18 protein-coding genes are annotated in these 18,673 nt (G+C 38.8%); 5 read left to right on the forward strand and 13 right to left on the reverse strand.

The window, feature by feature from the left end:
* Nucleotides 1-151: 151 nt before the first annotated feature.
* Complete coding sequence (locus ACSU6B_RS16305) at nt 152-790, reverse strand: hypothetical protein (RefSeq protein WP_410886765.1); 639 nt, start codon at nt 788-790, stop codon at nt 152-154.
* A 169-nt stretch (nt 791-959) separates the two neighbouring features.
* Here ACSU6B_RS16305 and ACSU6B_RS16310 point away from each other — a divergent pair, with 169 nt between their 5' ends.
* Nucleotides 960-2,555: an acetolactate synthase large subunit gene (locus ACSU6B_RS16310; protein WP_410886767.1), complete on the forward strand. Its 1,596-nt coding sequence runs from the start codon at nt 960-962 to the stop codon at nt 2,553-2,555.
* A gap of 138 nt (nt 2,556-2,693) precedes the next feature.
* Here the strand turns inward: ACSU6B_RS16310 and ACSU6B_RS16315 are convergent, their stop codons facing one another.
* The 5 genes from ACSU6B_RS16315 to ACSU6B_RS16335 all read right to left on the reverse strand — a co-directional run bounded on the left by ACSU6B_RS16315 (nt 2,694) and on the right by ACSU6B_RS16335 (nt 9,357).
* Nucleotides 2,694-3,254 carry a hypothetical protein gene (locus ACSU6B_RS16315; RefSeq protein ID WP_410886769.1) on the reverse strand — a complete coding sequence of 187 codons (561 nt, stop codon included), beginning with the start codon at nt 3,252-3,254 and terminating at the stop codon, nt 2,694-2,696.
* 103 nt (nt 3,255-3,357) lie between these two features.
* Nucleotides 3,358-4,416, reverse strand: a complete 1,059-nt coding sequence (locus ACSU6B_RS16320) for a tartrate dehydrogenase (protein WP_410886771.1) — start codon at nt 4,414-4,416, stop codon at nt 3,358-3,360.
* A 186-nt stretch (nt 4,417-4,602) separates the two neighbouring features.
* A complete protein-coding gene (locus tag ACSU6B_RS16325; RefSeq protein WP_410886773.1) occupies nt 4,603-6,543 on the reverse strand; it encodes an FUSC family protein in 1,941 nt (646 codons plus the stop codon).
* A 174-nt stretch (nt 6,544-6,717) separates the two neighbouring features.
* Nucleotides 6,718-8,901 (reverse strand): malate synthase G, encoded by a 2,184-nt coding sequence (locus ACSU6B_RS16330; protein ID WP_410886876.1) that lies wholly within the window; start codon nt 8,899-8,901, stop codon nt 6,718-6,720.
* 282 nt (nt 8,902-9,183) lie between these two features.
* Nucleotides 9,184-9,357 (reverse strand): hypothetical protein, encoded by a 174-nt coding sequence (locus ACSU6B_RS16335; protein ID WP_410886775.1) that lies wholly within the window; start codon nt 9,355-9,357, stop codon nt 9,184-9,186.
* Nucleotides 9,358-9,569: 212 nt separating this feature from the next.
* Here ACSU6B_RS16335 and ACSU6B_RS16340 point away from each other — a divergent pair, with 212 nt between their 5' ends.
* Both ACSU6B_RS16340 and ACSU6B_RS16345 read left to right on the forward strand, forming a co-directional pair.
* Nucleotides 9,570-10,079 carry a DUF2243 domain-containing protein gene (locus ACSU6B_RS16340; RefSeq protein ID WP_215006814.1) on the forward strand — a complete coding sequence of 170 codons (510 nt, stop codon included), beginning with the start codon at nt 9,570-9,572 and terminating at the stop codon, nt 10,077-10,079.
* Nucleotides 10,066-10,881, forward strand: coding sequence for a cytochrome c oxidase assembly protein (locus ACSU6B_RS16345; protein WP_410886777.1), 816 nt, complete (start codon nt 10,066-10,068; stop codon nt 10,879-10,881). The genes ACSU6B_RS16340 and ACSU6B_RS16345 overlap by 14 nt, the downstream gene beginning before the upstream one ends.
* Before the next feature lie 49 nt (nt 10,882-10,930).
* On the opposite strand, the gene ACSU6B_RS16350 is transcribed toward ACSU6B_RS16345, so the two are convergent.
* Nucleotides 10,931-11,653, reverse strand: coding sequence for a DUF2161 domain-containing phosphodiesterase (locus ACSU6B_RS16350; protein WP_410886779.1), 723 nt, complete (start codon nt 11,651-11,653; stop codon nt 10,931-10,933).
* Nucleotides 11,654-11,870: 217 nt separating this feature from the next.
* Between ACSU6B_RS16350 and ACSU6B_RS16355 the strand changes: the two genes are divergently transcribed.
* Nucleotides 11,871-12,383: a CBO0543 family protein gene (locus ACSU6B_RS16355; RefSeq protein WP_410886781.1), complete on the forward strand. Its 513-nt coding sequence runs from the start codon at nt 11,871-11,873 to the stop codon at nt 12,381-12,383.
* A gap of 69 nt (nt 12,384-12,452) precedes the next feature.
* Here ACSU6B_RS16355 and ACSU6B_RS16360 read toward each other — a convergent pair whose 3' ends face one another.
* Nucleotides 12,453-12,956, reverse strand: a complete 504-nt coding sequence (locus tag ACSU6B_RS16360; protein ID WP_410886783.1) for a hypothetical protein — start codon at nt 12,954-12,956, stop codon at nt 12,453-12,455.
* A 207-nt stretch (nt 12,957-13,163) separates the two neighbouring features.
* Between ACSU6B_RS16360 and ACSU6B_RS16365 the strand changes: the two genes are divergently transcribed.
* The gene (locus ACSU6B_RS16365; RefSeq protein WP_410886785.1) at nt 13,164-13,457 is read left to right on the forward strand and encodes a hypothetical protein; all 294 of its coding nucleotides are present in this window, start codon (nt 13,164-13,166) and stop codon (nt 13,455-13,457) included.
* 124 nt (nt 13,458-13,581) lie between these two features.
* Here ACSU6B_RS16365 and ACSU6B_RS16370 read toward each other — a convergent pair whose 3' ends face one another.
* The 5 genes from ACSU6B_RS16370 to ACSU6B_RS16390 all read right to left on the reverse strand — a co-directional run bounded on the left by ACSU6B_RS16370 (nt 13,582) and on the right by ACSU6B_RS16390 (nt 18,596).
* Nucleotides 13,582-14,181 (reverse strand): class I SAM-dependent methyltransferase, encoded by a 600-nt coding sequence (locus ACSU6B_RS16370; RefSeq protein ID WP_410886787.1) that lies wholly within the window; start codon nt 14,179-14,181, stop codon nt 13,582-13,584.
* Nucleotides 14,182-14,422: 241 nt separating this feature from the next.
* Nucleotides 14,423-15,745 (reverse strand): aspartate aminotransferase family protein, encoded by a 1,323-nt coding sequence (locus ACSU6B_RS16375; RefSeq protein ID WP_410886789.1) that lies wholly within the window; start codon nt 15,743-15,745, stop codon nt 14,423-14,425.
* A 78-nt stretch (nt 15,746-15,823) separates the two neighbouring features.
* Nucleotides 15,824-16,681, reverse strand: a complete 858-nt coding sequence (locus ACSU6B_RS16380) for an ABC transporter ATP-binding protein (protein ID WP_410886791.1) — start codon at nt 16,679-16,681, stop codon at nt 15,824-15,826.
* On the reverse strand, nt 16,682-17,479 hold the full coding sequence (locus tag ACSU6B_RS16385; protein WP_098934136.1) for an ABC transporter permease: 798 nt from the start codon (nt 17,477-17,479) through the stop codon (nt 16,682-16,684).
* 124 nt (nt 17,480-17,603) lie between these two features.
* Nucleotides 17,604-18,596, reverse strand: coding sequence for an aliphatic sulfonate ABC transporter substrate-binding protein (locus tag ACSU6B_RS16390; protein ID WP_410886793.1), 993 nt, complete (start codon nt 18,594-18,596; stop codon nt 17,604-17,606).
* Nucleotides 18,597-18,673: the final 77 nt, after the last annotated feature.

Raw genomic sequence — 18,673 nt, forward strand, 5'->3', positions numbered from 1 at the left:
AAATAGAATAATTAAGGTCTAAATTGTGAATTGTAAATGAATTCACAATTTACCAAGGATAAATTTTCCTCTCATAATCGTTCGACATTTAAAATGAATGTTCTTATTATTCCTTACTTGATAAAAATAAGTCGTGAAAGGTAAGAAAAAATCACCTTTCACGGCCGTTTAACAGAAGAGTCAATTCATGATCAGTGAATTGATCTTTAATGCCTGGTTTGCTTTGAAAATAAGCGAAGATATCTTTATTTGAATAATTTTTTGATAATCCCTTAATAATAGTTTTTAAATAGGCAGTGGAAGGGATCTTCCACTCGACTTCATTAATATCCCATGGGGCTGTAAAGGTGTAAATGGGAAAACCATTTTCATCTCCCAAATACAGTATATTTCCATACCAGGAATCGCGGTGGAATACTTTTGAGCCCTTCTGTTTAACCTCATGTAAATCAATCTCAAAATTTAGTCCATTATTTTCTTGTTTGACGACATCTAGAAACTGTTCGCCCGTAATTAGATATTTCTTACTATAGGTTTGGTTTCCTTTGTCTTGGTTCAATCCGATAAAAGCTACTCCTTGAGATTCCCATCTAGCCGCTTCTTTGGCGAAGTAAAGGGGCAGGTCTATGGTGAAGGTTGACTCGTCTACTGGTAGGGAAGGATCTTTACATCCTATCTCAATTTGGGCTGATCCCTCAGGCTGACCGCCTTTAATATAACATAAGAATCGGTCGACATTAATATTAGAGCCATAACTTGCATACCAGACATATTGTTGTTTTTCATTCATTATTTATCACCTATTTACATCCAATATTTTCTTCTAATTGAAACACTACCATAACCTAACGTCTGCTGCTTCTTTCCTTAGGCAATTTTTTTAGCGGGAGGTTAAAAAATCCTATCAGCGGTAACCATAGAAAACATAGGATAAAAATCAAGGTTTTTTGGAGGATCAGATGAAAGTAACAGATGTAATCGTCCATTGTTTAGAAAACGAAGGTGTGGAATATGTGTTTGGGATCTTCGGGACAGAGACACTCGATCTTGCTGATTCATTATCAAAATCAACACAAATTCAATACGTAAATGTCAGGCACGAGCAAGGGGCTGCTTTTATGGCCGATGTATATGGTAGATTATCAAAAAAAGTCGGCGTTTGTTTATCGACGCTGGGTCCAGGAGCAACAAATTTATTGACTGGTATTGCCAGCGCTCAGCTCGATCATTCACCCGTGGTGGCATTAATTGGACAAGCTGGTGTGGAACGTCACCATAATGAATCACATCAATATATAGATATAGCTAAATTGTTTGAGCCAACAACAAAGTGGAGCACCCAAATCAAGGAATCCCAGACTGTCCCCGCAATTATTCGAAAAGCATTCAGAGTGGCAAAAATGGAGAAACCGGGTTCAGTCGCTATTACGATACCGGAGAACTTTTCCACTCAAATGATTCCTGGAAAGCCTTTGCCAGTAACATCTTTGCCTGAAAGTGTCCCAGTAAATGAGGCACTTGTAGCAGCAACCCAGCTTATTAAAAAACACCTAAAACCCTTTATTATCATTGGAAACGGAGTAATCAGGCAGGAGGCATACCCTGAGTTGGTGAACTTTATCAATACCATTCAATCTCCTGCTACCCACAGTTTTATGGCAAAAGGTGTGCTTCCGAAGGAACACCCGCTGAATTTCTTTACGTTTGGATTTAATGAAAACGATGAAGTTTTACCAGGCATTGAGGAAGCAGATTTACTGATTGTTATAGGCTTCGACTTTGTTGAAAAACTTCCGAAAGACTGGAATCAAAAGAAACTTCCGGTTCTACATATCGATACTTTACCTGCCGAAATAAATGAATATTACCCTGTTGGGGTTGAGTTGGTCGGGAACATTAAGATGACAATCCAAATGCTTAATCAATCAGAGCTCCCAACCAAATCCTGGGTACCTTCTGGGGAACTTAAAGAACAAATAAAGACTGCTTATCAAATCGACCAAGATCAGCCAGACTCCAGCACACTGCCCTATACAATTGAGAATGTTCTCCATAGTATTGAAAGTCTTACTTCAGAGAACACAATTGTGATTTCTGATGTCGGTTCCCATAAGGTTTCAATCGCCCGTACCTATCAGCCCAAAATGCCAAACCAGTTACTCATCTCAAACGGTCTAGCTTCAATGGGAATTGCCATATCAGGTGCCATCGGAGCAAAACTGGCTTGTCCAGATGACGACGTTATTTGTATTACTGGTGATGGAGGCGCGCTCATGAATTTTGCAGAATTAGAGACGGCCAAACGTCTAGGACTCTCATTCCTCATTATTGTTTTAAATGACTCAATGTTAAAACTTGAGGTTCAGCAAATGAACAAAATGTTTGGAGAAAACTACGGAGTCACCTTCCAGAACCCGGATTTTGTTAATTTAGCTGCTAGCTTCGGTATTAAAGGAATAAGAGCCAGCACCCTCGGTGAATTTGAAAACATCCTCAAAGAGGAGCTGCAGCCCCTAGAGGAAATCGTTGTAATCGAAGTTGCCATGCAAAATTGACCCCGAACCTGGAATATGGACTACTCCCATCTGAATAAGTAGATAGGAATGAAATGTACATTACCAACTTTGGAATCTTTAAACCACCAGGAACAAATATAGGGGCTGCTCCTAACACAGGTGTGATATGGAGGGTTGCTAGTTTATAAACTTCTTAAACCTTTTTAAAAATGTTAACCCAATAACAACCCAAATCCAGTTATAAAAGCAAGAAAACAAAAAAATACTGCCTGTTGTTAGAATGGAAAAAGAACCAGAAACGGTTGGACCCAAGACTGGGAATTTGAAAACATATAAAAGGTTGATTATTCCAATCGTTAAAAAAGTAGCCCCAAAAGCAATGATGCTTATTCTTTTCTTGAGAAAATAGAAAGCAATTCCTGTCCCCAGCCCTAACAAGCCAGTGGTAAAGGGGAAGATAATTAATTCACTAGGTTGAAGGATTAAAAGCAATAGATTGGTAAGGAAATAGGACATTGCGCCAAGTGGAAGGGAGAGGATCGAACAGAATAGAATGGGAGCGGTCGCAAAAGGGCTGATAAAGAAGCCCATTACAGGTAAAGAACCACCTGCTGCCTGGAGTACAGCTGCAATGCTAGCAAATAGTGCAGCTAGTACAAGGCGTTTTGTTTTAGAATTTTGTTTGAAGACTAATTGCGCTGAATGAATATCATCCGAAATTGATTTGAACAAATACATCGGTTCCACCTCGGTTTTTGCATTTCTTTTCATACAATATATTAATATTTATTGGTGATGGAACCGATGCGTAATTAAAATTAGAAATTGAAACGATAATATATTAGTTTATTATTAACTTCCTAATAATCTCTTCTGTTACTTCTTCTGTTGAATGACTTCCTCCAAGGTCTGGTGTTAAGATGCCCTCATTGGTGACGTTTTCAATAGTATCTAGTAATAAAATCCCAAGTTCCTCTTCTCCAAAATGGTCTAACATCATTTTGGCCGTCCAAATTTGACCTAGCGGATTTGCGATGCCTTTCCCAATAATATCAGGTGCAGACCCATGAACCGGTTCAAACATCGAAGGATATTTTCCATTTACATTAATGTTGGCGGCTGGCGCAACCCCGATACTTCCCATAATTGCCGCCCCTAAATCGGTTAATATATCGCCAAAAAGATTACTTGCCACAATCACATCGAATTTATCGGGATGGGTAACAAAAAAGGCAGCCAAGGCATCAATGTGCTGCGAATCTGTATCAACATTTGGATAATCCTTTGATACGTCTTTAAAAACTTCATCCCAGAAAGGCATCGAATAGACAATTCCATTAGACTTTGTCGCGCTCGTTACATGCTTATTTCGTTTTAATGCTAGTTCAAAAGCAAAACGCATCGCACGTTCCGTTGCTTTTCTCGAAAAAATACTATTTTGAATGGTGATTTCATCTTCGCCTTGATAGATTCTTCCGCCAACTGAACTGTATTCTCCTTCACTATTTTCCCTGACGACTATTAAATCAAAGTCCTTGGGGTTAATCAACGGCGATTTCACACCTTTAAGTACTTTCGCAGGTCTAATATTAATAACCTGTTCGAATTCTCGTCTTATTTTAATGAGAAGTCCCCAAAGTGAAACATGATCTGGAACGAGTTTGGCGTTACCCACGGCCCCAAGTAAAATAGCATCAAACTCTTTTAATCTTTCAAGTCCATCCGCGGCCATCATTGCTCCATTTTTCAAATAATATTCACAACCGTACGGAAAATGGGTGAATTCAAACTTAATGCCTCCATGGATATTTGCTAATGTATCCAACACTTTAATTGCCGCAGGTACAACTTCATTTCCAATTCCATCCCCAGGTATAGATGCAATTTTTAAATTCTTCATCTTTCCACCACCTTTAATTAGTATCGATTCAGTCGACAGATCGTATGAATATTTTTACATTACATGAATATCATAACACTTTTTTAAAATATAAAAATACACAGAAATATGAAATAAATTTTTGTTATAGTCACTTATTGCACACATCGCTCTTGGCCCTTCTTTTACTTTTACTTTTACAGAAACTCAACCTTCCATTTGAAGCGACTTTTGCAGGCTGATAATTTCACTTTGAATGCTAGGAAATGTTTGGATGTTAGGTACAGTTTTTAAAGAAGGCGAACGTTTTCGAGCGGTGGCATTGGCCATCGTTTCACAAATATAAAGCAATTGGGAAAGTGTTTCATCTGATAGAATTGGACGTTCTTCGGTTTTTGAACAATTTTCTAGTAAATATCCTAAATGCTCGATCGAAAAGATTACCGGCCAGTAGTATTCCACTGCTTTTTGATTAACCGGAATCTCGCCTGCAGCTGTAGTATATAGCGTAATTAAATTAATAATATTCGTACGCATTTTTCTTAATTCTCTACTCTCCGAAGCAATAAAACCTTCTCCTTGATCTGAAAAGAGGATGATCAAAAATTGAGCCTGACTTCGGATGGTTTTTGTAATTAAATGTGGCAATCCACTAGAGGCTGACCATCTCCCTACTAACCATACACCGATGAGACCAATACTAATTCCGATCAACACATCAATTAATCTGGCCGAGGCAAAATAGGAAAAGCTAAAACTTCCCTGGCTCGTGCTTTCTGCCATTAATAATGCATTCGGTGTAAAAAATAGGGCGGCCAATCCATAATTCTTTACAATAAAAAGTTCCGTAATAAACGTCAATAGTAAAACGAAAAAAGCAATAATGTAACCATCTGGGTGCATAGCAAGAATGAAACTAGCAATTAAAATACCAAGGATGGTACCCAATCCTCTTTGTATGGCACGATGATAGGTCGCAACAATGGTAGAGCCTGACAAAACAGCTACACAGGATAAAGGGACCCAATAGGACCGTACAAATGCAAACTGAAAGGCAATAATCGCAGCAATGGTCGTAATAACGCCGAATCGTATCGCCGTAATAAAAACAATCGAGTGTTTATCAAAGGCACCCAAAAAAATAGTCTTAAAGGAAGGTTTGGAAATTCGAATCGTTTGATTTATTTTAGATGTTGGTTCATTCATAATGGCATCCGCATCATAAACGATTGTAAATAATTGAGCCACCTTTTCATCCATCACTGAAGGCTGAAGAATTTTTTTTGAAAAACTTTCTCCCTTTTTCTTATGGTCCAGTGAATGAGCCATTTCCCGGATAGTTTGACCCAATTCTGGTGGGAAGTTGGAATGACTATCTGAAAAATTTTCAAGGACATACAAAAATATTTGATTGGCATGATCGTTTAATACGTATAAACGATTAAAGAGATCCGTTGCTCGCCAAGGGATATACCCTGCTGCCAATGTTTCATCAGCTTCTTTCAAAACGGACATAACTCGGTGTCTCGAAACAGAAAATTTATTTGTACCAACGGAATCGAGAAACGCAGCCAATTCCAAATAAACTCTTTGGACGACCCCTGTTTCTGGGCCATGTGGATTGAAGAACCAGCCAAACATGGCAATCATCCACGATAGGGTTCCACCAAGAAAGACAAGAGCGGCGCGTAACAGGGCAAGCTCTGGTTGGATTGGCATCCCAGTAGTCATCGAAAAAACCAACACAAAAAAGATGGCAGAGGGTCCCGTTATTCGTAATGCACCAAAAATAAAAATAGCAGCTGCTCCAATGATCCCCATTAAAATGGCAATAGCAAGCGGAAATGGAGCAGATAGTGTCCCTAATACTGAGACCAAACACATGCCAAGAATGACAAAAACTAGCTTTTTTGCCCGCTGAGCATAGGGGATATTAAATACATAAAGATAGGTAAAGCCCCCCATCCCAGCTAACAATCCATATTCTAAATTACCAAACAATAATCCAATAATAACAGGGAGTGCTGCAGCAATACCTGCACAAAATGCCTTTAGCCAGGGAAATGGCTTCTTATTCACTGCCATCGATTGCTTTATAATAGTTAGGAATTTAGATTTAGAGGCTCCTGCTTTGTGGCTTTCTTCCATCCTAATCGCTTCTTTCCAACATTAGTAAAGTTTCCTTGTGTTCCATATTACTCATTCCTTTCACTCCTTAAAAGGTAATGTATCAAAGGTATTTTTCCTTATGTTGACAGTTTCATTCATCAAAAAAAAGCAACTACATCTGTAACCATGTAGTTGCTTTTGATTTTGGCACTATTAATTGTGGTGCTCGACTCTCCATTTGGCTTTGGCTTCAATACGGCGACGATGCAAAATCGGCTCAGTGTAGCCGTTTGGCTGATCATAGCCTTTAAATACTAAGTCGCACGCTGCTTGAAATGCAACAGATTGATCATAATCTAAGGCCATTGGACGATAAGCCGGGTCACCTTCATTTTGACGGTCCACTACTTTCGCCATCCGCTTTAATGTTTCTAGAACCTGTTCCTTCGTACAAATTCCATGGTGCAGCCAGTTTGCGATATGCTGGCTAGAAATCCTTAGCGTGGCACGGTCCTCCATCAAGCCCACATGATTAATATCTGGTACTTTCGAACAGCCAACGCCCATTTCTACCCAACGAACGACATAGCCAAGAATGCCCTGGGCATTGTTATCAAGCTCTTGCTGAATTTCCTCAGCGGACCAGTTGGTATTTTCGGCAGCAGGGATCGTTAAAATCTGATCTCTTAAATCCTGAATATCCCTCGACAACTCATCCTGCACCTTAGAAACATCTAACTGATGATAATGAAGGGCATGCAGGGTTGCAGCGGTAGGAGAAGGAACCCATGCAGTCGTCCCGCCCGCTTGCAGGTGGCCGATTTTTTGTTTGAGCATTTCAGCCATCAGGTCCGGCATCGCCCACATTCCTTTACCAATCTGGGCCCGGCCTTTGAGTCCAGTGGCGAGTCCGATAAAAACATTGGATTTTTCATAGCTTTGCAGCCAAGTCGAAAATTTCATTTCGTTTTTGCGAATAACCGCTCCGATTTCCATAGACGTATGAATTTCATCACCAGTTCGGTCCAAGAAACCAGTATTAATAAATACGATTCGTTCTTTGACTTCACGAATACAATTCTTCAGATTCAAAGACGTCCGGCGCTCTTCGTCCATCACACCAATCTTTAGCGTATTCCGTTCAAGTCCAAGCATGTCCTCCACACGATTAAACGTTTCGTTTGCAAACGCCGCTTCTTCGGATCCATGCATTTTCGGCTTTACGATATAGATCGACCCCTTAGACGAGTTTTGATATTTTCCATTCGTCAAAAGAGAATGCTTGGCAATTAAACTGGTTAGTACCGTATCCATTAACCCTTCTGGTACCTCGTTCCCATCCTTATCAAGAATGGCATGACTCTTCATTAAATGGCCGACAATACGGACAAACATAAGCGATCGCCCTTTTAAGGCGAATTCTTCACCTGATGGGGATGTATATTGTCGATCAGGCTGGAGAGATCGCGTGATCGTCTTTCCATTCTTAGTTAGAGCAGCCGTCAAGTCCCCCTTCATCAATCCGAGCCAATTGGAGTAAACAGATACCTTATCGTCCGCATCAACGGCGGCAACGGAATCTTCACAGTCCATAATCGTGGTTAATGCCGACTCTATGAAAATATCTTTAACGCCAGCTAGGTCTGTTTTACCAATGGGATGGCTGCGGTCGACTTGGATTTCAAAATAGAGCCCATTATTTTTAAACAAAATGGAGGAAGGTTCTTCTGGATTCCCCTGATACCCTGATAGTTTGGATTCATCTGAAAGCCCTTTGGTTGAGCCGTTGCGAAGTAAAACTGCTAATCTCCCATTCACAACCGAATATTTAACAGCTTCCTTATGGGAAAATTGTTTAAGTGGTATGGCTTGATCAAGAAACTCTCTTGCAAAAGCAATTACTTTTTCCCCTCTAACTGGATTGTAGCCAGCTATTCGCTGAGCCCCGCCGTCTTCACTTATTGCATCCGTCCCATATAATGCATCGTAAAGACTTCCCCACCGGGCGTTAGCTGCGTTTAAGGCATAGCGGGCATTATCAACAGGAACGACAAGCTGCGGTCCTGCTTTTAGGGCTACTTCCTCATCGACATTTTCAGTAGTAATTTGAAAGTCTGCTGCCTCAGACTCTAAATAGCCAATTTCCTTTAAAAATGATTTATAATTTTCAAAGTGGAAGGATTTATTTATTCGGTGCCAGGCATTGATTTGATGTTGAATGTCATCCCTTCGAGCTAATAGCTGATTATTTTTCGGTGTCAAATCAGCAAAGAGTGTCTCGAAATCAGCCCAGAACTTTTCGCGGTCCAAGCCAGTTCCAGGTAAAGCGTCCTCGTTAATAAACTGATAAAGTACATCTGCTACTTGAAGATTACCTATTTTTACATAGTTTGACATCATTCAAATTCCCCCTTATGTAGCTTAAACTTTTACAACCACTTAGTAATCTGTGATTCTATTCAAAATGAACAAATAAGAATCTTTATTTACCTTTACCCCCTTTCTCCTCTCCGCCAAAAAATATGAAGCGCTTCCTTTATTATACAATAATTAAAACAAGAAAAAACCTTGTAGATACAAAGTTATCTTTTAATTCATTATCCGCAAAAAATGTGATTAATGGCAGCAACAATTACCGTCAGATGCTGCCAGAAGTCTATTTCACTTTAAAATCTTTAATTACTTAGCCGAAAGGATTTTGATTTCATTTTCAGCTTCAATCATTCTGCCAAATCGATATCCTTCAATCAGTACATGCCTCTCATGATCACTTAGTCGACGCTTCCATTTCGTTTCTAAAAAATAGATGACTTCGTTATAGAAGATTTCCTGGTATTCAAAAGGTTTATTCATAAAAAAGTCTCCTTCCTATCTTTATCGCCCTATGCTTAACAGTCTTGACAAATTTAGGAGAAATTAAAAATAAGAATTTTTATCCACCCATTTTAGCTATCAACTCAATAAGATAACATTAAGGACCAGCACTCTTCTGGAAACCTGTTTATTGTTAATACATTTAGGGTAAATTGAAATGCAGAAGAATTAGTTGGATAAAGGAGAAGAAAATGGAACAGAAAAATAAGATTACTAATCACAAGAATTTCCCTTCATACATAAGTCGAAATCTCTGGTCTGGTATTCTGTTTGGCATTGGACTGGTCGCTTTTATAGACGAAACTATTTTTCATCAATTACTGCATTGGCATCATTTCTACGATAGATCTACGACTGCGATTGGACTAGTCTCCGATGGATTTTTTCATGCGTTTAGCTGGTTTGCTACAGTTGGATCATTATTTATGGTTGCCGACCTTCGCCGCCGTAGTGGATGGCTGCTACCGAGGTGGTTGGGCAGTGTATTGCTTGGGGCTGGAGGATTCCAATTATATGATGGAACCATCCAACATAAACTGATGAGACTTCACCAAATACGCTATCAAGTAAATATCCTACCCTACGACATGGTGTGGTACACAACCTCTGTTCTGATGATTATTCTAGGCATCGTCCTCCTCGTTCGTATGAATAAGAGATATAAACCATCGGGAGTCTCCAAAGAAAATGCACATACATAATCACATCCAACATGGTTCTAAAATGGAAATCCATGAATTGGTTCCTCAACTGATTTTAACACTGCCGTTTATTATGGCATTAGTGATCTATCTCTGCGCAGTCATTCTAACTAAGAAACGGAAAAAATCATGGCGGTTTTTCCGAATGGTCTTGTGGATCGGAGGATTGTCCTGTTCCTTAGCTGCTATTTCAGGACCTATGGCCGCTCGTTCCCATCAAGATTTCACGTCACATATGCTCGGCCATCTCCTGCTCGGGATGCTGGCACCGCTTCTTATGGTCCTGGCCGCCCCAATGACACTAATTCTGCGAACATTAAACGTAAAGCAAGCACGGCTCTTATCCCGTATTATAAAAAGCAACCCAATCAGATTCATCAGTAATCCTATTGTAGCCTCACTCCTAAATGTCAGCGGCCTTTGGGTCCTCTATACAACTAGCCTATATCAAACGATGCAACATAACGCACTACTTCACAGTGTAGTCCACCTGCATGTATTCCTTGCGGGCTATTTTTTCACAGCAGCCTTTATTTATACGGATCCCCACCCACACCGGACGAGTAACCTATTCCGTTCGAGCGTATTAATCATCGCCTTGGCATGCCACGGCATTCTTTCAAAATATATTTATGCTCATCCGCCAATGGGAGTTCCCGTTGCCCAAGCCAAAACGGGCGCTTTGCTTATGTATTATGGTGGAGATGCCATTGACTTGATACTGATCACTATCTTTTGTTATCAATGGTTCAAAGAAACACGACCGCGAACGACCCAAGTATATTTTGAACATAAAGAGTAAAAAAGACTGTCCCAAGTAATTTTTGGGGCAGCCTTTTAGGTAGTAGCAGTTAAGTAACCTGGTCGTCGCCTAAACTAGTTAAATAATAATTTATCAACTCTGGATATTCCTTGATTTCTTCTTTCCCCTTCTCAGTTATTACATAGATACCTCGTCTGATCCTTTCAAACCAACCATAATAGTTTTTAGTAAGGACCGAGGAAGTATTTTTTCCAGATCCCAATTGATTTAACATTTTCGGGGACAATGGACCCAAATTTTCTAGGTAACACGCAATTTGGATGCAATTTTCTTTATAAGCTGTCATAATCTTGGTTCGATTACTGCCGCCCACATTATAGTCCGCACTCCGGCCGTTAATTTCCTTCATAATAGAATCTCGCTTGCGTTTGTTTTTGCGGCGAATAAATGGAGTGGGCTCGAAAATAATTTCTGACCTTCCCCGTTTTCCTGGGCTCGAAACAACAATCAATCCCAGCTCCAGCCTGCGAATTAAATGGCATTTTTCTGTCCACCGTTTAGAATTTAAACGATGCTTCGGTTTCGGTATCGCCACATAAACTTTATCCGTAATCCGCTGACGTTTGGCCGCCTGTATTAGTAAATCCACACTTAAGGTGAGTTTTAATTCAATGACAACTAACTCTTCATCTTTCACTGCAACAATATCGCAGTCCTTCACTTCCCCGTAAACCTCATACCCTTCACGTAAAAAATAGGTCTGAATGGGCTTATATAAATCTATCTCTTGCAGCTTTTTTGTTTCCGTCACGCGGTATCACCACCCAATGCAAACCTTTAGAATCATACTTACAAATGTAACCCATTTTTTCTTTTTGGAAAAGGATGTTTCACCGATGAAAGAACTTAATTCTTTATATGATTTGTAGAATTTATTACTGAATTTAAAAATTTTATTATGCTCACCTATGGATGGTCTATCTATTTTTGGGAAATATAGTATTTATTAACTTCTAGGAGTGTACCTCATGATTGCCATCATTTATTCGGTTATTTGGATAATTGTTGCCTTTAAGTTCGCAGATCGAAATTGGAAGGCCTATTATCCTACGATGCTTTTTGCTTCCCTTGGAGAGGCATTATATGAACTCCTTTGTTATAAATATCAACTTTGGCAAATGGAACCAAATGGGGTACAGTTTGCTATGATTCCGATTTTGTTATTAACTTTGATTGGAATGCCCCTCTCGACATGGGTTTACCTTTCCAAATATCCTTTTAGAAAAGGCGTCCTCTCTCAATCTCTTTACATCGCCTTTTTTACATGCGCCTATATTATTTTGGAATATGTAGCGGTGAAGGGGGGATCTATTACCTACCACCATCATTGGAATTTATTATGGTCCCTATTATTCGTAATTGTTATGTTCTTAATTATTCGAATCCATTTTAAAAGACCTATCCTCGCCCTTATCTTTTCAGCAATCTTTGCTATTTTTCTATGTTTAGTCTTTGATGTTTCCCTTGTCAAAATGAAGTAATTTTATAACGGCTTTCAGCACACTTCCGTCTGTCCTTTTTCAGACGGAAGTGTGCCGACTACCCCAAAATCATTTCGATTCTTGTTTTTCCCAAAATTCATAGATCATTTCTTGAAAAATTTCATTTAAGCTTTTCTTTTTTTGTTTTTTTAACCACTCGACCTGGTCGATTGGCAAATTTAGTTTTAAACCAACATCCTCATTTGGCATTTCCACTTTTCTTATTTCTTCTATAGTAATGCCATCCTCTATATTCGGAAACCAAGAATCATTTTCGTTTACCCGATCAAAATCTTGATATTCTTGAATATCATCGAGCTCGCAGAATAAATTAAGTTGCGGCAAGCCGCCACTCAGAATTTTTACATGCATAATGGAATTTATGATTCTACCATCTTCAAATTCTATCTCAACTATTAGGTTTTCCACGTTTTTGTATTTTTTAACAACAACCTCACTGACAATCAGATTTAATTCTAAGGTAATACCCGAACTCGATTCAAAGATGTAGACCGCGTTTCTAAATACATAGATACTCTCACCATCGACTGTGACTGATTTTACAACTACCATAAACCTTTCCTCCATACATTTGTTTCATCTATTAGTTAATAGAAACTATGCCTAATTTATAGCGGTAATATTGATTCTCACTCTTTAAATTTACCATATAAATGAAGTGACAGTTGAATTTTAATTTAAACATTTAATACACAATAATTTTTATGCCAATGGGGAATATTAGAAGAGGCAATATATTGGAAAGAGGTGAACGAGTTAATGCATCAAGATCTTACAATTGATCCTAACCAAATGTCTAAATTCAATAGTCATGAGGAAGCAAGAGGTTGGTTTAAAGGGCAATTTGGCGACCGATTTTTACTAAGGATGACGGATATGAAAGATGGAAAAAGAGTGAATTTTTATCATCTCGTCAAAGACCCTGAGGTGTACAAGCCTTACATGGAGAGCTTTGCCAGCGTCGTTCAACATGAAATCACCAACATGGACGTCTTCAAAAGCTATACAACTATCGAAATTGATGACAATGGGAATGTTGAAATCAAGGATTAAATTTGGGGGTTGACCCAGGAGCGTTAAATCAATAAAAGATAAGAAAACGAGACTGGCTGACTCAACAATGTTGTTTTTAGACAACATTAGAGCCAGCCTTCCAATATGGAGACTCTTGAAAAAACTATGCTTTCTTATTATTTTTGGCTTCAACAAAAACAAATAAATCACGATAATATTTTTGCACTTTTATTATTGAGATATCATGAGCCCTTAGTAAGTCTAAGGTATTCCTATTTAAACAGCATCCATCACAGATTTTTTTCCAAGTTGGAGTTAGCCAGTCCTGGAGTGAAGCTAAAAAACGATTTTGCATCTTAACATGCTCAAATACAAGAATTTTCCCTTCAGGCTTACACACTCGTTTCAACTCTAAAATGGCTTTTTCCGGATTTGGTATCGTACAAAATACAAGTGTTGCCACTACAGTATCAAAAGTATCCGCACCAAAAGGCAGTTTTTCTGCACTTGCCTGCACGATTTCTATTGGGACTAGTGATTGCTTATGTTTCGATAAGGACCGCTCAATCATATGTTGACTTGGTTCAATCGCAGTCACTGTTTCTGCAGATTCATATAAAGGAAAATTAATTCCTGTACCCGACCCTAATTCTAGGACACTTCCCGTTGCCTTAGAAAGAAGTTCCTTGCGAATCCTCTTAAACTTCTTTTTCTCTAACGGATTCATAAAAAAATCATACCAATTTGCAAATAAACGACTCAAAATTTTCAACTCCAAACAAGTAACCACAAAGGAATCAGATATATTTATTTTAACACCCATTTCCTGATACTAAATAAATAACAGTATACCATTTTTCAGCTAATATCTTTGTACAATTTTCTCTTCTTAAATATATATTTGTTTACATAATATATTTATAATAAACTATTTTGATTATATGAGACAAAATAAAAAGCGATGAGAGAAAAATCTCAACGCTTATCATTCTGTTTGCTGATTATTATTTTACTAGCTGCATCAATGTCGCTTCATACTCCGATAATGCTTCATCAAGCATTTGAAGCCCTTCATCAATTTGTTCCTTTGTAACGATTAACGGAGGAATCATTCGAATAACTTCTCCATGATTTCCGCATAAATAGAATAAAACACCTTTTTCAAGGGCTAGATCAAGAATTTTTAACAATCCTTCTCCATTCGGTCCACCTGTCACTGGGTCAATGATTTCAATCCCAATCATTAAGCCAACCGCACGGATGCTGCCAATAACAGGGTGACGTTCTTTAATTCGTTTAAGCTGCCCAACGGCATAGCCTCCCATGTTTCGAGTGTTTTCAAGTAGGTTTTCCTCTTTCATTACTTCCAAGGTAGCTAGTGCAACGGAACATGAAATTGGATTTCCGCCAAACGTTGTCCCATGACTTCCGAGTGGCCATTGTTTCATTAATTCACTGGAAGAGACCGTCGCGCTAAGCGGAAGACCATTTGCTATTCCTTTGGCGATTGCCATAATATCTGGGATTACATCAAAGGTTTGAGCTGCGAACCATTGACCTGTGCGGCCAAATCCCGTTTGAACTTCATCAAAAATGAGTAAAATATTATGTCGATCACAAATTTCACGAACCTTTTTTAACCAGCCCTTCGGTGGAACAATATAACCGCCTTCACCAAGAACAGGCTCTAAGATCACACAAGCTACTTCTTCCGGTGTTACTTGATGACTAAATAAAGAGGCGAAATCTTTTTCTAATTTTTCGATAACATATGCTTCAGGGTCTAGACCTTCTGGGCATTCTTTTACATTTGCATAAGGAACCTGATAGGTAAGACCGGATGGCTGCATGAATTTTCGATATTTGCTTTTAGATGTAGTCACACTTAATGCGCCTAAAGAACGACCATGGAAACAACCTGTAAAGGAAATGACAAAAGGTCGTTTCGTCACATATTTTGCTAGTTTAAGAGCGCCTTCGATTGCTTCCGTTCCACTATTGGCAAAGAAAAAGCAATCAAGGTCTCCAGGTAAAATTTCAGCAAGTTTATCCGCTAAACGTAAAATCGACTCATACATAATCACGCCAGAAGGACCGTGCATTAATCCATCAGCTGCATCTTTTATGGCTTGAACCACCTTTGGATGACGATGCCCAACATTTGTTACGGCTATCCCGGATGTAAAATCAAGATACTTCTTTCCATCCACTCCAAAGTAATAGCAGCCTTCCTCTTTAACAACTGGTAGATTTGGATGGTCCTTCGCCATGCTAGGTGCAAGTCGATTTGGCATATTTTTCACGAGGTGATCCCATTTGTTCTCCATACATTGACCTCCATATTCGTAATCCTTTTCTCTCGAAATTACGGGTTTCTTCTATTATTATCAGTTTAGTGACGTGAGTTATTTAATCGCTTTTAAACTTTCATCTCGAATCAGCGACAATAATTCTTCTTTGTATTCGGCAAACTCGAGTGTAGCTTTTACACTAAAATCTCTAGGTCTCTCTATTGTTATAGGGATCTTTTTCTTTAAACGACCTGGTCTTGCAGTCATCACATAAACGGAATCTGCTAAAAAGATCGATTCATCGACATCATGCGTAATAAATAAAATCGTCTTTTTGGACTCTTCCCAAGCTTTCAAGAGCACTTCTTGCATAATGTTTCTAGTTTGGGCATCCAATGCTCCAAATGGCTCATCCATTAATAATATTTTCGGGTCGTTTGCCAGCGCCCGTGCAATCGCAACACGTTGTTTCATCCCACCTGATAATTGAATCGGGAAATGCGATTCAAATCCTTCTAAGCCGATTAATTGCAAGTAGTGTCTTGCAATATCGTCTCTTTCTTTTTGAGAAACACCCTTTAGCTTTAGTCCAAAGGTAATATTCTCTTTGACAGATAACCATGGAAATAAAGTGTACGATTGAAACACCATTCCTCGATCAGGTCCAGGTCCATTGATTTCCTGCCCATCAAGAAGAACTTTTCCTGACGTTGCATCTTCTAAACCTGCGACAATCCGCAAAACAGTTGATTTACCACAACCTGAAGGTCCTAAAATCGTGACAAATTCCCCTTCTTCTATCGAAAATGTGGTTTTTTCTAATGCGGTCGTTTCCCCGCTTTTGGTTTTAAAGACTTTTCCTACCTCTTTGATTTCTAACTTTGGTGTTCCTGTTATCGAAACAATCGATTCTCTCCGTTTTGGTTCCGCTATTTTTTCGACCTCTTTAACTTTTAAACTAGGTGTAACCATCTAAAAACCATCCTTTCTCATCCAAGAAAACGAAGCCTTGTATATAGCTTTAAAGAGAATATCTGTAATCAGCCCCAGTAAACCAATAATTAAAATGCCCACGATGATTTTATCTGGCTGAAGAAAACGTGATGCCTGCATGATCATATATCCTAAACCACTAGATGCACCGACAATTTCTGCGACCACTAAATATGTCCACGCCCATCCGAATGTAATCCGAAGTGTATCAACAATACCTGGTAATGAAGCAGGCAGAATTACCTTTGTGAACACCTGTACCTTCTTTGCGCCTAATGTGTAGGAAACATCGACTAAATCATTTTGAACATTTTTGGTTACGTCCATTATCATTAGTGTCAGCTGGAAAAACGTTCCTAAGAAAATGACACTCATTTTTTCGGTCTCTCCAAGTCCAATCCAAAGAATAAGTAAGGGAATGAAGGCCGATGCTGGCATATAGCGAATGAATCCGATGATCGGTTCAAATGCTCCTTCCATAATCCTCAGCGATCCCATTAAGATCCCTAGAGGTATACCAATAATGGCAGCAGCTAGAAATCCGAAAAGAACCCTTGTAAAACTGATTCCAATATCAGAGAGAATCTCACCATTTATAAACATATCGACGGCTGTTGCTAATACAGCAGAGGGAGTTGGTAAGAATAAAGGATTAACAAACTGTCCGTAACTAAGTACAGACCAAATCAATAGAAAAATAATAAATGTTAAGAAGCCAGCCGAAGTATAAAACATTTTTGGAATTTCTTTATTAGGAGTAAACAATTTTGCTATCATTTTTTCTCACCTATTTTCTTATGCGTTTTATTTTGAAAAAAAGCCTAACTGATGAGGGGTAAAAAACAACTCATGAGTCAGGCTGATCAAAGTAAATCCAAAAATAATTTAGCAAGTAAATTTCTTACTTTTGGAAAGTTGGATTGATGACATCTTCTGCTTTTGGCTCTGTTTTAAGTAGTTTTTGATCCTTGTAAAACGAAATCGCATTTTCTGTGGATTGATAAATGGAGCCTTTTGCACTTTCCGTGCCAAATAATTTTACGTTATCCTCTTTTGAAAAGAATTTCAAACCAGTTACCGTTCCTTCAAATTCTTTTAGGTCAATTTTTAAACCTTTCGCCATAATTTCGTTGGCTTCTTTCTCATGTTCTTTCCAGTAAGTCATTGCTTCGCCCATAGCTTTTACAAAAGCTTCCACATCTTTCGGACGATTTTTGATGACATCTTCTTTAAAGCTGACGGTATCAACAATAATTCCTGATAGATCTTTGGTTGTTAACAATACCTTTCCGTTTGCTTGTGCTCCTTTTGATAACCAAGGCTCCCATGTTACGGCTGCATCCACTTTACCAGCTGCAAAAGCTGCACCAGCATCGCCTGCAGACATTTGGACAACTTGCACATCTTTTTCAGTTAATCCGCCTTGTTTTAAAGCTTGTAGTGCTAGCATATGGCTTGTTGAACCAACTTCAAATGCTACTTGTTTCCCTTTTAAATCTTTCACACTATTAATTCCTTTTTTTACAAGGATGCCATCTCCGCCGTATGAATCATCCAATAACCAAACAACTTGAACTGGGATTTCAGAGGCTGCTAATGAAACTTGCACATCCAGTGCTGTTGCCATCCCGTCAATTTTCCCGCTTGCTAACGCTTGTTTACGTTCACCTAATCCTTCAACTATGGAAAGATCCACATCAATACCATTCTTTTTGAAAAAGCCCTTTTCCTTTGCTAAAAATAACGGGCCATATCCTGTCCATGTCGGCAATGTCACTCTCAAAGGTTCAGACGACTTCCCATTTTCTACAGTACTTGCCGCGTCCTTTTTTCCACATGCCGCTAACGCGAATAACAACATCAACGAACAAAAAACTAATAACCATTTTTTCATCCTAAATTCCCCCTTGATTGATTAAAAAAATTATCTCTCTTTCGTGTAGCTAGCTTCATAGAATCAAGTTTTTTCAA

This window comes from Neobacillus sp. C211, from assembly GCF_051842875.1.
Classification (GTDB): Bacteria; Bacillota; Bacilli; order Bacillales; family Cytobacillaceae; genus Neobacillus.

Excerpts from the sequence above, each read along its gene's own strand:
- ACSU6B_RS16390 (WP_410886793.1), bottom strand. The coding sequence starts at position 18,596 with ATGAAAAAATGGTTATTAGTTTTTTGTTCGTTGATGTTGTTATTCGCG.
- ACSU6B_RS16305 (WP_410886765.1), bottom strand. The coding sequence starts at position 790 with ATGAATGAAAAACAACAATATGTCTGGTATGCAAGTTATGGCTCTAAT.
- ACSU6B_RS16310 (WP_410886767.1), top strand. The coding sequence starts at position 960 with ATGAAAGTAACAGATGTAATCGTCCATTGTTTAGAAAACGAAGGTGTG.
- ACSU6B_RS16320 (WP_410886771.1), bottom strand. The coding sequence starts at position 4,416 with ATGAAGAATTTAAAAATTGCATCTATACCTGGGGATGGAATTGGAAAT.
- ACSU6B_RS16325 (WP_410886773.1), bottom strand. The coding sequence starts at position 6,543 with ATGGAAGAAAGCCACAAAGCAGGAGCCTCTAAATCTAAATTCCTAACT.
- ACSU6B_RS16315 (WP_410886769.1), bottom strand. The coding sequence starts at position 3,254 with ATGTATTTGTTCAAATCAATTTCGGATGATATTCATTCAGCGCAATTA.
- ACSU6B_RS16355 (WP_410886781.1), top strand. The coding sequence starts at position 11,871 with ATGATTGCCATCATTTATTCGGTTATTTGGATAATTGTTGCCTTTAAG.
- ACSU6B_RS16330 (WP_410886876.1), bottom strand. The coding sequence starts at position 8,901 with ATGTCAAACTATGTAAAAATAGGTAATCTTCAAGTAGCAGATGTACTT.
- ACSU6B_RS16345 (WP_410886777.1), top strand. The coding sequence starts at position 10,066 with ATGCACATACATAATCACATCCAACATGGTTCTAAAATGGAAATCCAT.
- ACSU6B_RS16365 (WP_410886785.1), top strand. The coding sequence starts at position 13,164 with ATGCATCAAGATCTTACAATTGATCCTAACCAAATGTCTAAATTCAAT.
- ACSU6B_RS16380 (WP_410886791.1), bottom strand. The coding sequence starts at position 16,681 with ATGGTTACACCTAGTTTAAAAGTTAAAGAGGTCGAAAAAATAGCGGAA.
- ACSU6B_RS16335 (WP_410886775.1), bottom strand. The coding sequence starts at position 9,357 with ATGAATAAACCTTTTGAATACCAGGAAATCTTCTATAACGAAGTCATC.
- ACSU6B_RS16385 (WP_098934136.1), bottom strand. The coding sequence starts at position 17,479 with ATGATAGCAAAATTGTTTACTCCTAATAAAGAAATTCCAAAAATGTTT.
- ACSU6B_RS16375 (WP_410886789.1), bottom strand. The coding sequence starts at position 15,745 with ATGGAGAACAAATGGGATCACCTCGTGAAAAATATGCCAAATCGACTT.
- ACSU6B_RS16360 (WP_410886783.1), bottom strand. The coding sequence starts at position 12,956 with ATGGTAGTTGTAAAATCAGTCACAGTCGATGGTGAGAGTATCTATGTA.
- ACSU6B_RS16340 (WP_215006814.1), top strand. The coding sequence starts at position 9,570 with ATGGAACAGAAAAATAAGATTACTAATCACAAGAATTTCCCTTCATAC.